At 72.1% G+C, this 14,434-nt stretch carries 12 protein-coding genes and 1 tRNA gene; 8 read left to right on the forward strand and 5 right to left on the reverse strand.

Going from position 1 to position 14,434, the window contains the following annotated elements:
- Positions 1–20 precede the first annotated feature (20 nt).
- Both ACFY0X_RS06395 and ACFY0X_RS06400 read right to left on the reverse strand, forming a co-directional pair.
- Positions 21–2,579, reverse strand: a complete 2,559-nt coding sequence (locus ACFY0X_RS06395) for an ABC transporter permease (protein ID WP_387749611.1) — start codon at positions 2,577–2,579, stop codon at positions 21–23.
- A gap of 49 nt (positions 2,580–2,628) precedes the next feature.
- Positions 2,629–3,402, reverse strand: a complete 774-nt coding sequence (locus tag ACFY0X_RS06400) for an ABC transporter ATP-binding protein (protein ID WP_387749613.1) — start codon at positions 3,400–3,402, stop codon at positions 2,629–2,631.
- 291 nt (positions 3,403–3,693) lie between these two features.
- On the opposite strand from ACFY0X_RS06400, the gene ACFY0X_RS06405 reads away from it, so the two are divergent.
- The 3 genes from ACFY0X_RS06405 (at position 3,694) to ACFY0X_RS06415 (ending at position 5,243) form a co-directional block, all read left to right on the forward strand.
- Positions 3,694–3,775, forward strand: a tRNA-Leu gene (locus ACFY0X_RS06405).
- Positions 3,776–3,918: 143 nt separating this feature from the next.
- Complete coding sequence (locus tag ACFY0X_RS06410) at positions 3,919–4,788, forward strand: Bax inhibitor-1/YccA family protein (protein ID WP_387749616.1); 870 nt, start codon at positions 3,919–3,921, stop codon at positions 4,786–4,788.
- Between the two features lie 86 nt (positions 4,789–4,874).
- On the forward strand, positions 4,875–5,243 hold the full coding sequence (locus tag ACFY0X_RS06415) for a hypothetical protein (protein ID WP_387749618.1): 369 nt from the start codon (positions 4,875–4,877) through the stop codon (positions 5,241–5,243).
- A gap of 116 nt (positions 5,244–5,359) precedes the next feature.
- Here ACFY0X_RS06415 and ACFY0X_RS06420 read toward each other — a convergent pair whose 3' ends face one another.
- From ACFY0X_RS06420 to ACFY0X_RS06430, 3 genes are all read right to left on the reverse strand, one after another.
- The gene (locus tag ACFY0X_RS06420) at positions 5,360–6,298 is read right to left on the reverse strand and encodes a hypothetical protein (RefSeq protein WP_387749621.1); all 939 of its coding nucleotides are present in this window, start codon (positions 6,296–6,298) and stop codon (positions 5,360–5,362) included.
- Positions 6,299–6,588: 290 nt separating this feature from the next.
- Entirely contained in the window at positions 6,589–7,809 is a 1,221-nt protein-coding gene (locus ACFY0X_RS06425; RefSeq protein WP_387749624.1) for an acetyl-CoA C-acetyltransferase, read from the reverse strand.
- Positions 7,810–7,872: 63 nt separating this feature from the next.
- Positions 7,873–8,943 (reverse strand): SGNH/GDSL hydrolase family protein, encoded by a 1,071-nt coding sequence (locus tag ACFY0X_RS06430; protein WP_387749627.1) that lies wholly within the window; start codon positions 8,941–8,943, stop codon positions 7,873–7,875.
- A gap of 216 nt (positions 8,944–9,159) precedes the next feature.
- Between ACFY0X_RS06430 and ACFY0X_RS06435 the strand changes: the two genes are divergently transcribed.
- The 5 genes from ACFY0X_RS06435 (at position 9,160) to ACFY0X_RS06455 (ending at position 14,431) form a co-directional block, all read left to right on the forward strand.
- Positions 9,160–10,560, forward strand: a complete 1,401-nt coding sequence (locus ACFY0X_RS06435; protein ID WP_387749629.1) for a cystathionine beta-synthase — start codon at positions 9,160–9,162, stop codon at positions 10,558–10,560.
- A 617-nt stretch (positions 10,561–11,177) separates the two neighbouring features.
- Positions 11,178–11,516, forward strand: a complete 339-nt coding sequence (locus ACFY0X_RS06440; protein ID WP_387749632.1) for a hypothetical protein — start codon at positions 11,178–11,180, stop codon at positions 11,514–11,516.
- A gap of 200 nt (positions 11,517–11,716) precedes the next feature.
- Positions 11,717–13,000, forward strand: coding sequence for an Ig-like domain-containing protein (locus tag ACFY0X_RS06445; protein ID WP_387749634.1), 1,284 nt, complete (start codon positions 11,717–11,719; stop codon positions 12,998–13,000).
- A 76-nt stretch (positions 13,001–13,076) separates the two neighbouring features.
- Positions 13,077–13,628: a SigE family RNA polymerase sigma factor gene (locus ACFY0X_RS06450; protein ID WP_387749637.1), complete on the forward strand. Its 552-nt coding sequence runs from the start codon at positions 13,077–13,079 to the stop codon at positions 13,626–13,628.
- Positions 13,625–14,431, forward strand: coding sequence for a hypothetical protein (locus ACFY0X_RS06455; protein WP_387749640.1), 807 nt, complete (start codon positions 13,625–13,627; stop codon positions 14,429–14,431). The genes ACFY0X_RS06450 and ACFY0X_RS06455 overlap by 4 nt, the downstream gene beginning before the upstream one ends.
- Positions 14,432–14,434: the final 3 nt, after the last annotated feature.

The following is a 14,434-nucleotide window of genomic DNA, read 5'->3' on the forward strand; positions in this document are numbered from 1 at the left end:
CTTTCTCGTCGCGGGACCGGTCAGTCGGTCTTGATGCTCGACAGGATGTCCAGCTTGGACGCCCGGCGGGCCGGCCAGATCGCGGCCACCAGGCCGACCACCCCGGCCAGCGCCAGGAACAGCGCCAGCTGGCCGTACGGCAGGACCGTGGTCAGCCCGGAGAGGCTGGACTTCAGGGTGCCGTTGATCGCCCAGGCGATGAAGCAGCCGAGCAGCAGGCCGATGCCGGCGCCGAACAGCGAGATCACGACGGACTCCAGACGGACCATCCGCTTGATGCCCGAGCGGTCCAGGCCGATCGCCCGCAGCATCCCGATCTCGCGCTTGCGCTCGAAGACCGACATCGCCAGCGTGTTGACCACGCCCAGGATCGCGATCAGGACCGCCATCCCCAGCAGGCCGTACATCAGGTTCAGCGCGAAGGTGATGGTCTGGCTGAACTCGTCCCGGACGTCCTGCTTGGACTTCACGTCGATCACCGGGTTGGCGCCGGTGGCGTCCTTGAGCGACTGCTTGAGGCCGTCGGTGGCGCCGTCCCGGCCCTTGACCAGGACGTCGGAGATGTACGGCTTCGGCTCGTGCTCGGCGATCTCGCTGTTGGCCAGCATGACCGGGCCGAGCATGCCGCCCGACTTGTAGACGCCGCCGACGGTGAGCCGGCCGGTGGTCTCGTCCGGGAAGGCGACGTCCAGCACCGAGCCGGTGGTGGCGTTCAGCTTCTTGGCGGCGTCCTCGTCGAGCAGCAGTTGGCCCTTGCCGAAGCCGGCGGTCGAACCGCTGGTCAGCTCGACGTCGGCGAGCTGGTCCAGGACGGCGGCGTCCAGGCCGCTGACCGCCTTGGTGGTGCCGTTGAGCTCCCAGTACGCGGTCGTCATCGCGGAGGAGGCGGCGACCCCGGGAGCCTTGGCGATCTGGGCGGGCACCTGTTCGGACAGGCTCATGCCGTTGGCGGCCCCGATGATGAAGTCGGCCTTCATCGAGCTGGTGACGGCCCGGTCGACGGTGTCGTTGACCGAGGCGCCGATCACCGTGAGGCCGGTGACCAGGGTCAGACCGATGGTCAGCGCGGCGGCGGTGGCCGCGGTGCGGCGCGGGTTGCGCACCGCGTTCTGCTGGGCGAGCTTGCCCGGGGTGCCGCCGAGGCCGCGCAGCAGCGGGCCGACCAGCGCGACCACCGGACGGGAGAGCAGCGGCAGCAGGACGAACACGCCGATCAGGGCCAGGAAGGCGCCCAGGCCGACCGGCAGCCGGCCGTCGGAGTTGCCCAGCGAGGCCCCGTAGCCGATCAGCGCGAGGCCGCCGCCGGCGAGCACCGAGCCGATCGTGTTGCGGACCACCAGGCTCTTCTGGGAGACCGGCTGGTCGCCGCTGCTCATCGCGGCCACCGGGGCGATCCGGGAGGCGCGCATGGCGGGCAGCAGGGCCGACATGACCGTCACCACGACGCCGACCACGACCGTCACCACCACGGTGAGCGGCTTGATCACCAGCGAGCCGTTCGGCATGTTCTCGTTCAGCGAGCCGATCAGCGACTGCATCCCGGCGCCGATACCGATGCCGGCGAGCAGGCCGGCCACGGCGGAGACGGTGCCGATCAGCAGGGCCTCGATCAGCACCGACCGGGTGACCTGCTTGCGGCTGGCGCCGATGGCGCGCAGCAGGGCCAGCTCTTTGGTGCGCTGGGCGACCAGCATGGTGAAGGTGTTGGCGATGATGAAGATGCCGACGAAGAGCGAGATGAAGGCGAAGACCAGGAGCATCGTGCGCATGCTGCTGGTGCCCTGGGTGATCAGCTCCTGCTCGTCGGCCTTGAGCTTGGCGCCGGTCTCGACGTCGAACTGGTGGCCGGACGGCACCTTGGGCTGGACCTCGGCGAGCAGCGCGTCCTGGCTGGTGCCGGCCTTGGCGGTGAGCACGATGCTGCTGAAGCGGCCCGGCTCCAGCAGGGTCTGCTGGGCGGTGGCCTTGTCGAACAGGGTGAGCGTGCCGCCGGTGTTCACGACCGGGTCGTCGGTGGTGAAGACGCCGGTGAGCTTCGCCTCGACGACCGGGCCGTTGGCGGCGACCCGGACGGTGTCGCCGACCTTGTAGCCGCCCTTGTCGGCGGTCCTGCGGTCGAGCGCGACCTCCTTGGCGGCCTTCGGGCCCTGGCCCTCGACCATCGGGTAGCGCGGGTCCTTGCCGTCCTGGCCCGGCGCGAAGTTGGCGCCCTTGGCGGCCCAGACCTGGCCGATCAGGTCGCCCTTCTTGTCGGCGACGCCGGTGAAGCCGCTGACCACGCCGCGGGCGCCGGCGGTGCCGGGCAGGGCGGCCAGCTGCTGGACGGTGGCGTCGGTGAGGGTGGCCGAGCCGCTCTCGCTCTTCTGCCGGGCGGAGGCGGTGGAGCCGGCCGCGCGGTCCACCACCTGGACCGAGACGTCGGAGTAGCTCTTGGAGTTGCTGTCCCGCATGGCCTTGCCGAAGGTGTCGGAGAAGACCATGGTGCCGGCCACGAAGGCGGTGCCGAGCATGACGGCCAGCGCCGTCATCAGCAGTCGGCCCTTGTGGGCCAGCACGTTGCGCAGTGCGGTGCGATACATGGGGTGTCCTGGGAAGGGGGTCGGTGAGCGGGCTACGGCTGCGGCGGGGTCAGCTGGTGCGGCCCTTGGCGTCGAAGCGGCGCATGCGGTCCAGGACGGTGTCGGCGGTGGGGTTGTGGAGTTCGTCGACGATCCGGCCGTCGGCGAGGAAGACGACGCGGTCGGCGTAGGAGGCGGCGACCGGGTCGTGGGTCACCATGACGACGGTCTGGCCGAGTTCGCGCACGGAGTTGCGCAGGAAGGAGAGGATCTCGGCGCCGGAGCGGGAGTCGAGGTTCCCGGTGGGCTCGTCGGCGAAGATGATGTCGGGCTTGCCTGCCAGGGCGCGGGCGCAGGCGACGCGCTGCTGCTGGCCGCCGGAGAGCTGGGAGGGGCGGTGGCTGAGGCGGCCGGAGAGGCCGACGGTGTCGACGACGCGGTCCAGCCAGGGCTTGTCGACCTTGCGGCCGGCGATGTCCATCGGGAGCGTGATGTTCTCCAGGGCCGTCAGGGTGGGGAGCAGGTTGAAGGCCTGGAAGATGAAGCCGATGTGGTCGCGGCGCAGCTGGGTGAGCTGCTTGTCCTTGAGGCCGACGAGCTCGGTGTCGCCGATGGTGGAGGAGCCGGAGGTGACGGTGTCGAGGCCGGCCATGCAGTGCATCAGGGTGGACTTGCCGGAGCCGGAGGGGCCCATGATGGCGGTGAACTCGCCCTGGGGGAAGACCACGCTGACGTTGTCGAGGGCGACGACGCGGGTCTCCCCCTCCCCGTAGACCTTGTTCAGGCCGGTGGCTCGGGCGGCCGCCAGGCCGGTGCGGACGGCGGTTGCGGTCGACGTGGTCACGGGGGGCTCCTTGTGCTCGCGGACTTGTACCTCCATGTTCCGTGACCTGATCATGGTCCTGCGTCGCTCCGCCGGACGGTTGGCCCTACCACCGCTGGGCGTACGGCAGGGGTGGGCCCCTCCTCCTGCGGTATGACGTGAACCCTGAGGCGACGGGATGGCCGGAACGGATATCCTTCGTGGCCGAATCCCGGACAGTTCGTCAGATGGCAAGGAAACATGACAACTTCCGGGGCTGGGAACATGCGAAAGGGTGAGCCGGGCGACTAGGCTCAGGGGGGTCTCGCAGACGCCCGGATGGTGGAACGCAGACACGGGCAGCTTAAAACTGCTTGGCCGCGAGGCCGTGCCGGTTCGAGTCCGGCTCCGGGCACCGATTCACCCGGCGGGGGCGCCGACGGCGTCCCCGCCGGACGTTGTTCACCGGATCCTCCTCGCGGCGTATCCCGGAATTTTTGCCAAGCCATTACCCTTGTGCAAGGAGCGGTGCAGTGCCGCCACGGAGGGAATGAGCACATGAGAAGCAGCAACCCGGTCTTCTCGCGGGAGGGGTCCTTCACCCGCGACACCGGCTACGCGGGGTTCGGCACCACCGCGCAGGCCGGGAGCCCGTACGGCAACAACCCCTACGCGGGGACGCCCTACGCCCAGCAGCCGGGCCAGGCCCCGATGACCGACGAGCAGCTCTACGAGCTGTACAACGGCCCGTCGGCCGGTCCGGCCGCCACCGGGCGGATGACGCTGGACGACGTGGTCGCCCGCACCGCCATGACGCTGCTGACCCTCGTCGTCGCCGGCGCGGTGGCCTGGTTCGCGCTGCCGTTCGAGAACTTCGGCTTCGCCATCGCCGCGAGCCTGGTGGCCATGGTCGTCGGCCTGGTGGTCTCCTTCAAGCGCAGCGTCAGCCCGCCGCTGATCCTGACCTACGCGGCCCTCCAGGGCTTCGCGATGGGCGCCGTCTCGCACGCCTTCAACACCATGCTGAACGGCATCGTGATCCAGGCCGTGCTGGGCACCGCGGCGGTCTTCGCGGCGATGCTGTTCGCCTACAAGAGCGGCCGGATCCGGGTCACCGCGCGCTACCAGCGGATCGGCATCGCGATCGCCATGGGCTTCGTGCTGCTGATGCTGGTCAACGTGGTCGCCTCGGCCTTCGGCGCCGACATGGGGCTGCGCTCCGGCCCGCTGGGCATCGTGGTCGGCCTGGTCGGCATCGGCCTGGGCGCCTTCTTCCTGTCGCTGGACTTCGCGGAGATCGAGACGGCCATCGCCCAGGGCGCCCCGCAGCGGGAGTCGTGGCGGGCCGCCTTCGGGCTGACCCTGTCGCTGGTCTGGATCTACATGGAGATGCTGCGCCTGATCGCGATCCTGCGCGGCGACGACTGACGGCCCCTCCCGCCGTGAACCACTGCCGCCGGGCCCCGGAGCACTCGCTCCGGGGCCCGGCGGCTTTCTCGCCTAGGCTCGCTGTCATGCATGACGTAGAGCACCTGGTCGAAGCCGTCGAGAAACTGGCGGATCGTTTCCGCTCGCTGCCGCAGAGCAAGCTGCTGGGCGCCGTGCCCGGGCACCCCTCGCGGGCGGCGGCCGGGCTGGAACTGGCCCGGTGGCTGGCCGGGGCGGCGCTGGCGGCCGAGGGCGGCCCGCGGCGGGAGCTCCCGGACGCCGGGGCCTTCGCGGTGGGGGACCAGCTGGCCGTCGCCGGGCACGACCTGGCGGCCGCGCTCGCGGCGCTGCCGGAGGACGCGGAGGTGGCGCTGCCGGACGGCCCGGTGGCGGCGGCCGAGGTGCTCGCCGCGGCGGTGGCCGCGGTGCGGGAGACGGCGGCCCTCTGCGGCTGAGCGCGGACGGGCGCGCGGCGGACGGAGCCGGACAGGCGGAAGGCCGGCCCGGGTCGTAACCCCCTGACCCGGGCCGGCCTTCGGCACGCCGTGAGCCGCGCGCCGGTGAGCCTGCGTCAGATGCTGGCGACCACCCGGTCGGCCAGCACGTACACGGCCTCCTCGTCGGTGGAGAAGGTCAGCGAGTACGAGCCGGAGAAGCGCGAGCCGCCGAGCAGCCGGACGTGCTCACCGGCGCGGACCGCGTCGATCAGCCGGTAGGCGGCCTCCCGGTCGCCCGGGGCCACGCAGAGCGTGGTGCCGTCGGCGAAGGCGTACACGTCCAGGGTGCCCAGCGGGCCCGGGCGGACGTCGACCAGGGCGACGGCCTCCTCGGCGAGGGTGGCCAGCCGGGTGTCGGTCCACTCCCGGGACGGCGCCTGGCTGGGCACGAAGTCGGGGTGCGAGGGGTGGCGGCGCGGGTCGGGCGCGGCGACGGCGGCCTCCTCGACGGCCGGGTCGGTGTCCAGCAGCCCGGCCTCCAGGCCGGTGGCCAGCAGGTCGGCCTCGCGGCGGGCCCGGGCCTCCTTGGTCTCGCCGACCGGGTGGCCGGGGCGCAGCGGCACGCCGCCGTCGGTGCCGGGCGCGGCCGGGGCGGAGCCGCCCTCGCCGATCAGGTCCTCCAGCGCGGAGCGCAGCGCCTCGCCGAACTCCGGGTCCATCGTCCCGGCGTTGTCGACGGCGTCCTGCGGGCTGGTGGGGCGGGGGAAGAAGAGCGGCCACTCGTCGGTGCCGGAGAACGCACCGGAGAACGGAGAGTCGAACAGCGGCGCGTCCTCGGCCGCGCGGGCCTCCTGCTCGGCCCAGAACGCCCGGGCCTCGGTGATCTCCCGCTCGCGGTCGGCGGCGAGCGCCTCGGCGACGGCCCGGCGTATCGCGGCCTCGTCCACCGGGGCGGGCACGGCCGGGGCCGCGGTCCGCGCGTCCAGTCGGCGGGAGAGTCCGCGGAGGTGGAGCAGCACGGCGGTCGACACGGTGATCAGGATCAGCAGCAGGATGGTGTAGACGGCGCTCACGGAACGTACTCCTAGCGAGGAGCGGAACGGGGTTACGTGTCCACACTGCCGCATCCGGGGGTGTTACCGCAGGGGCGAATGCCCGATTGGTCCGTGACTTTCGCTCTTGTCCCCAAATTGTTAGGTAACACCGTTCTACGCAGTGGAGTTGATCCGCTCCGCAGTGTCGATTTCCGGGCCGGAAACGAAAGAAAAGAGGGCCGGATCGACCTCGCGGTGTGATCCGGCCCTCAATTACGGTGCGTCACTCCAAATGGGTGGTCCAGACCCTTCGGAGTGCGTTCGGAGGGTCAGCTGAGGCGCTCCAGCACCATCGCCATGCCCTGGCCGCCGCCGACGCACATGGTCTCCAGGCCGAACTGCTTGTCGTGCCACTGCAGGGAGTTGATCAGGGTGGTGGTGATCCGGGCGCCGGTCATGCCGAACGGGTGGCCGACCGCGATCGCGCCGCCGTTGACGTTCAGCTTGTCCAGGTCGACGCCGAGGTCGCGGTAGGACGGGATGACCTGGGCGGCGAAGGCCTCGTTGATCTCGACCAGGTCGATGTCGCCGATGGTCAGGCCGGCCCGCCGGAGCGCCTGCTTGGAAGCCTCGACCGGCCCGTAGCCCATGATCTCGGGGGAGAGCGCGCTGACGCCGGTGGAGACCACCCGGGCGAGCGGGGTGATGCCGAGCTCGCGGGCCTTGGTGTCGGACATGATGACCAGCGCGGCCGCACCGTCGTTCAGCGGGCAGCAGTTACCGGCGGTCACGGTGCCGTCCGGGCGGAACACCGGCTTCAGGCCCGAGACGCCCTCCAGGGTGACGCCGGCGCGCGGGCCGTCGTCGGTGCTGACCACGGTGCCGTCCGGCGTGGTGACCGGGGTGATCTCGCGCTCCCAGAAGCCGGCCTTGATGGCGGCCTCGGCGAGGTTCTGCGAGCGGACGCCGAACTCGTCCTGCTCGGCGCGGGTGACGCCCTTGAGCGCGGCCAGGTTCTCGGCGGTCTGGCCCATCGCGATGTAGGCGTCCGGCACCAGGCCGTCCTCGCGCGGGTCGTGCCACTCGCCGCCGCCCTCCTCCGCCCGCTTCTTGGTGCGGGCCTGGGCCTCGTCGAAGAGCGGGTTCATGGTGCCCGGCAGGCCGTCGGAGGTGCCGTTCACGCTGCGCGAGACGGTCTCCACACCGGCCGAGACGAAGACGTCGCCCTCGCCCGCCCGGATCGCGTGCAGTGCCATCCGCGTGGTCTGCAGCGAGGAGGAGCAGTAGCGGGTGATGGTGGCGCCGGGCAGGTAGTCCATGCCCATCTGGACGGCCACGATGCGGGCCAGGTTGTGGCCCTGCTCGCCGCCGGGCAGGCCGCAGCCCAGCATCAGGTCGTCGATCTGGCGCGGGTCGAGCTCCGGCACCTTGGCCAGCGCGGCCTGGATGATGTGGGCGGTCAGGTCGTCCGGCCGGACGTCCTTGAGCGAGCCCTTGAACGCCCGGCCGATCGGCGAACGGGCGGCGCTGACGATGACGGCTTCGGGCATGGCGGGCTCCTCGCTGAGTGACGGCGGACCTGACGTCCGGGAGGAAAGTTACCGTCTGGTAGATCAGGCGTCACCCGCGCCGGTGTGTGAGCTGGCCGACGTGTTCCCGGGGGCCGCACCGGCTTCCTTCCCGTCCTCCTGGGTGGCCGGGTGGATCCGCAGCCGGTGCCTCAGCTGGGCCCAGCGGCGGCCCGTGCCCTCCGCCGGCACGGCCGCCACCTCGGTGCCCTCCCGACCGGCCGCCGCGGCGGCGGCCACCGCGACCGGCAGCACGGTGCCGCCCGGGACGGCCGCGGCCGGGCGCTCCTCCTCCGGCCAGAGCCCGAGCACGGCGCAGACCGAGGGCAGCACGGCCATCGCGGCGGTCGCGTAGCCCTGGGCGGAGGGGTGGTAGCGGTCGGCGGCGAACATCTCCGGGCGCGCGGCGAACTCCGGGCCCAGCAGCGAGCCCAGCGAGACCGTCCGGCCGCCCGCCTCCACCACCGCGATGGTCTGCGCGGCGGCCAGCTGCCGGCTCAGCCGGCGGGCCACCCAGCGCAGCGGCGGCCGCACCGGCTTGATCGTGCCGAGGTCCGGGCAGGTGCCCACGACCACCTCGCAGCCGTTGGCGCGCAGCGCGGCGACGGCCTCGCCCAGCTGGCGGACGGCCAGCTGGGCCGGGCTGTGCCGGGTCACGTCGTTGGCGCCGATCATGATCACGGCGACGTCCGGACGGTGCGGCAGCGCCTGCTCCAGCTGGCCGGAGAGATCGGCGGAGCGTCCGCCGGAGCGGGCCACGTTGACCAGCCGGACCGGGCGCTCGGCCACCGAGGCGAGGCCGGCGGCCAGCAGCGCGCCCGGGGTCTCACCGGAGCGGGCCACCCCGAGGCCGGCGCCGGTGGAGTCGCCGAGGACGGCCAGGACCAGCGGGGCCTGCGGGGCGGCGGCGCGGTCGGCGAAGGCCTCCCCGTAGACGCCGTCGGCCCTGGGCGGGTGGGTCTCCAGGACGCCGATGGCCTGGACGGCGAGTTTGCTCTCGGTCACCAGCAGGCCGACCAGGCCCACCCCGAGCAGCCCGAGTCCGCCACCGCCGTAGGCCGCCGCGGTGGCGATCCGACGGGCCACCCGGGCCCGCGAGTCCTGTGCCCCTGGCATCCGGTGCCCCCTTCCCGTGCTCCCTGCCGGCCCCTCCGGGCCACGGCAACGCCTGCACAGCGCTCTTACCCGCACGCGGGCCGGGAGTACCGGGGGCGTCGGCGGAGGTGGGCCATTGGTGGCCGCGAGCCGGAGGGGAGCCACGGGGCGGTTGCCACGCCCTAGGCTTTGCAGTACCGAGAAGCACTCGCACGCCCAGAGACCGGGAGGACCCCCGTGCGGTACCACAATTCGATCATCGATCTGGTCGGCAACACGCCGCTGGTCAAGCTGAACAAGGTCACCGAGGGCATCAGCGCGACAGTGCTGGCGAAGGTCGAGTACTTCAACCCCGGCGGTTCGGTCAAGGACCGCATCGCGATGCGCATGATCGAGGCCGCGGAGGCCTCGGGCGCCCTCAAGCCCGGCGGCACCATCGTCGAGCCGACCTCCGGCAACACCGGCGTCGGCCTGGCGATCGTGGCCCAGCAGAAGGGCTACAAGTGCATCTTCGTCTGTCCCGACAAGGTCTCGACGGACAAGATCAACACCCTGCGGGCGTACGGCGCCGAGGTGGTCGTCTGCCCGACCGCCGTCGCCCCGGAGCACCCGGACTCGTACTACAACGTCTCCGACCGCCTGGTCCGGGAGACCCCGAACGCCTGGAAGCCGGACCAGTACTCCAACCCGGACAACCCGGCCTCGCACTACCACTCCACCGGCCCGGAGCTGTGGGAGCAGACCGACGGGAGGATCACCCACTTCGTGGCGGGCGTCGGCACCGGCGGCACCATCTCCGGCACCGGCAACTACCTGAAGGAGGTCTCCGGCGGCAAGGTCAAGGTGATCGGCGCCGACCCGGAGGGCTCGGTCTACTCCGGCGGCACCGGCCGTCCGTACCTGGTCGAGGGCGTCGGTGAGGACTTCTGGCCGACCGCCTACGACCGCTCCGTCGCGGACGGGATCGTCGCCGTCTCCGACAAGGACTCGTTCCAGATGACCCGCCGCCTGGCCAAGGAGGAGGGCCTGCTGGTCGGCGGCTCCTGCGGCATGGCCGTGGTGGCCGCGCTGGAGGTCGCCAGGAAGCTCGGCCCGGACGACGTCGTGGTGGTGCTGCTGCCGGACGGCGGCCGCGGCTACCTGTCGAAGATCTTCAACGACGACTGGATGGCCGACTACGGCTTCCTGCCCTCCTCCACGGACGAGGCGCACATCGGCGAGGTGCTGGCCCGCAAGGAGTCCATCGAGCAGGGCGGCGTCCCGCAGTTCGTCCACATGCACCCGAACGAGACGGTCGCCGAGGCGGTCCGGGTGCTGCGCGAGTACGGCGTCTCGCAGATGCCGGTGGTCTCCCCGGGCGCCGGGCACCCGGACATCATGGCCGGCGAGGTGATCGGCTCGGTGGTGGAGAAGCTGCTGCTGGAGGGCATCTTCGCCAAGGAGATCGAGCTCACCGACACGCTGGACAAGGTGATGTCCAAGCCGCTGCCGGTGGTCGGCTCGGGCGAGACCGTCACCAACCTGATGACCGTGCTGGAGAAGGCCGACGCGGCCGTCGTGCTGGTCGAGGGCAAGCCGCAGGGCATCGTCACCCGTCAGGACCTGCTGGGCTTCCTGACCGGGCGCGCCCAGCACTGACCCGCGGCCGGTGCGACCGCGGCGGCACCGACCGGCGCCGCCGACAGTCCGTCACCGGCCCGGCCCGGCCCGGCCCGGCGCGGCGAGACGGCCGGCCACCGACGGCCCGTCACCGCCACGCCGTCGTACCGCCCTTCCGCGGATGGATGCGGAGGATTCGTCCACGGGGGAAGTGGTACACCGGCGTCACCTGTCCGCAGCATGTGGTTAACACGGCTCGGGCATCGTGGTGGTCAACGGCAGGACGCCGAACGAGGCGACGGCAACCGTCCGGGAGCGGCTCCCCGGCGGGCGCGGTCGGCTCCGGACACGTCGGGCGGCCCTGACCCGGCCGCCGTGTCCTCCCGTCGCGGGAGGCGCCGTCGTCCCGCCCCTGCCCGGCTCCGGCCGGCTGACAGGGTGCGGCGGCTCCCGCGGCGGAACCGCGCCGCACGGCGCGTGTCCCCGTGGCTCCCGGGTGGGGGAGCCCGTGCGGGGAACGGTGGGGCCGGTCCTTCTCCGAGGGACCGGCCCTTCCGTTCGCGCCGTCCGTGCCGTTCGCGCCGGGCGCGCGGGGTGTGCTCCGGGCGGCCGCCCGTGCCGCACGCCGGGCGTGGCCGTCCCGTACGCTCGCACGCATGACCAGCACTGAAACGACCGACCAGGACGCCCCGCGCTACGTCCGGGTGAAGATCGAGCTCATCGCGGAGATCACCGACGAGGGCGCCCTCAAGGCGGCCGCCCTGGAGGCGGTCACCGCCGACGAGTACCTCGACGACGAGGAGCGCGCCCAGTCCGTCGAGGCCATCGAGGTGGACCCGTCGGGTTCGCTCGCCCACTTCATCGACCCCGTCGCCCTGCTGGGCGAGGTGCCCGGCGTGGAGCTCGCCTCGGCGACCTGGGAGTCGGCGCAGACCGAGTTCGACCCGGACAACGAGGAGTGGGACGAGTACCAGGTGGACGAGTCCGCCGAGTAGGACGCGGACGCCGGTCGACGGCGCCCGCCGTCACCACCCCCGAACGCCCGGTCCACCTCGCGGGCCGGGCGTTTCGTCCCTGTTCGTTGGCAAGTTGGGTCATCTCATACGATCGCTTACTCTTCGGTGATGGAACCGTGAACGGGCGGATTGCGTTTCTGTATCCGTAATGCCCGGGATGATCAGCAGGGAGACGCGACGTGACGGCACGGGACGGTCAGGGACGGGCGGCCGCAAGCAGCTGGAGCCGGCGCGGGGTCCTCGCCGGACTGATCGGCGCCCCCGTCCTGCTGCTGGCGGCCTGCAACGACGACACCGGCGGCAGCGGTAGCGGCGGTGGCAGCGGCTCCGGCTCCGGCGGAGCGAGCGGCACCCCGGGCTCCGGCGGTGCGAGCAGCACCCCGAAGACCTCGGCCGCGGTCATCACCGTCATCCCGGCCGACGGCGCCGCCTCCGCGAGCTTCAGCGAGCCGGTCAAGGTCACCGTCGCCAACGGCACCCTGAGCAGCGTCAAGGTCACCGACACCACCGGCAAGGAGCTGGCCGGCCAGCTCTCGGCCGACAGCACCAGCTGGACGTCCGCCGCCGCCCCCGCCAGCGGCACCAAGTACACCGTCGCCGCGACCGCCTTCGACAAGGACAAGCTGGAGGCGGACTCCAACGCCGTCTTCACCACGGCGACCCCCGCCAACACCTTCGTCGGCTACTTCACCCCCGAGGACGGCTCGACGGTCGGCGTCGGCATGCCGGTCTCGATCAACTTCAGCAAGCCGATCACCGACCGCAAGGCCGTCCAGCAGGCGATCACGGTGATAGCCGAGCCGGGGGTCGAGATCGTCGGCCACTGGTTCTCCAGCACCCGCCTCGACTTCCGGCCGCAGGAGTACTGGGCCAAGGGCACCAAGGTCACCCTCAAGCTCCGGCTCAAGGACGTCGAGGGCGCCAAGGGCGTGTACGGCACCCAGTCCAAGGACGTGAGCTTCACCATCGGCCGCGCCCAGACCAGCGTCGCCGACCTCGCCACCAAGAAGCTCACCGTCACCACCGACGGCCAGGTCAGCGCGGTGTACAAGATCTCCGGCGGCTCGCCCGAGCACACCACCTGGGGCGGCAAGATGGTGATCTCCGAGCAGTACACCCAGACCCGGATGAACTCGCAGACCGTCAACCTGGGCAGCGAGTACGACATCGCGGACGTGCCGCACGCCCAGCGCCTCAGCACCTCGGGCACCTTCATCCACGGCAACTACTGGTCCTCGCCGTCGATCTTCGGCGGCCAGAACACCAGCCACGGCTGCATCGGCCTCCAGGACGCCAAGGGCGCCCAGGACACCGGCACGGACGGCTACAAGTTCTACAAGTCCTCGATGATCGGCGACGTGGTCGAGGTCGTGAACTCCGGCGACAAGACGGTCGCCCCGGACAACGGCCTGAACGGCTGGAACATGGGCTGGGCCGCCTGGAAGGCCGGCAGCGCCGTCTGACCCGGCTCCCCGATCCGGTCGGAAGAACTCCTCGGGAGGACCGAACCCCACGGCCCGCCCGAGGAGTCGAAGAGGTGTGAAACGCGAGCGGAGACAGCGCCAGGACGACGAGTTCAGCGCGTTCGTGGCCGGCTACGGCCACCGGCTGCTGCGGCTGGCCGAACTGCTGACCGGGGACCCGGACCGGGCGAAGGACATCGTGCAGTCCGCGCTGGAACGCGCCTACCTGAACTGGCACCGGATCACCTCGGACGACCCGAGCGCCTACGTCCGCCGGATCGTGGTCAACCAGCACCGCGACTGGTGGCGCCGGCTGCGCAACCACGAACTGCCCACCGAGCAGACCCCCGACCAGCCGTTCCCCGAGGACCTCGCCGAACGGCTGGCCGAGCGGGCCCTGCTGCACGAGGCGCTGGGCACCCTCACCCGCCGGGAACGGACGGTCGTGGTGCTGCGGTACTACGGGGACCTCGCCGAGGCCGACATCGCGGCCGAACTGGGCATCGCCCCGGGCACCGTGAAGAGCACGCTGCACCGGGCGATGGCCAAGCTGCGCGCCCTGCCCCAACTCGCCGACCGCTCCGGCGGGGCGGCGGACCCCACGACGCGCATCGAGGTGACGGTATGAGCTTCGAGGACCGGCTCGGCGAACTGCTCAAGGACGAGGACCCGTACGTGATCGGGCCGGACCCGGTGCCGATCATCGCCGCCGCCCGACGCCGCCGGGCCAGGCGCAGAGCCGGGACCGGGGCGGCCGCCGTGGCGGTGGCCCTGGTCTGCGGGATCACCGCGGTGACGGCCGGAGGCGCCCGGCCCGCCGGGCAGGTCGCGGGCGGGGCGGCGCCGGCCGCGGCTGCGCCGGCGGGGGCGGCGTCCCCGCCGCCCGTCACCGCGACGCCCACCGCCACGGCCGCCACTCCCACCCCGCAGGCGACCCCGAGCAGGCCGCCGCTCTCGCCGGTGTGGAAGGTCGCCGCCGGACAGGAGGTCGAGCCGGTCGACGGGCTCCGGCTGTCGGTGACCGCGACCAAGAACTGCCAGGACGCCGTCGACCGGACGACCGACGGCTACCAGGGCGTGTCGTGCGTCGACCTGAGCGACCCCGAGCTGCCGGTCGAACGGCCCGGCATCCTGACGGACCTCAGCCGGACGTCCGACCGCCTCCTCGTGCACGGCTTCTACCTGGGCCCGACCCCGGCCAGGATCATGGTCTTCGAGGGCGGCCGGGTCACCGTCGCCACCCTGCTCGTCACCGCGGGCATGAAGGACTGGGTCGGGTACTACGCCGTGCTGCCGGTGGTCGAACCGGAACCGCAGCCGGGCTGGAAGGCGCCCGCCGTCGGGGCCTACGACACCGACGGCAGGCTGCTGGCCGGTCGCGCCGGCCACACGGTGGACGGTGCCGAGGAGCAGCCGCCGGCCGTGCTCTGAGCC

It is taken from the genome of Kitasatospora sp. NPDC001547, from assembly GCF_042894165.1.
In the GTDB taxonomy this organism is placed as follows: domain Bacteria; phylum Actinomycetota; class Actinomycetes; order Streptomycetales; family Streptomycetaceae; genus Kitasatospora.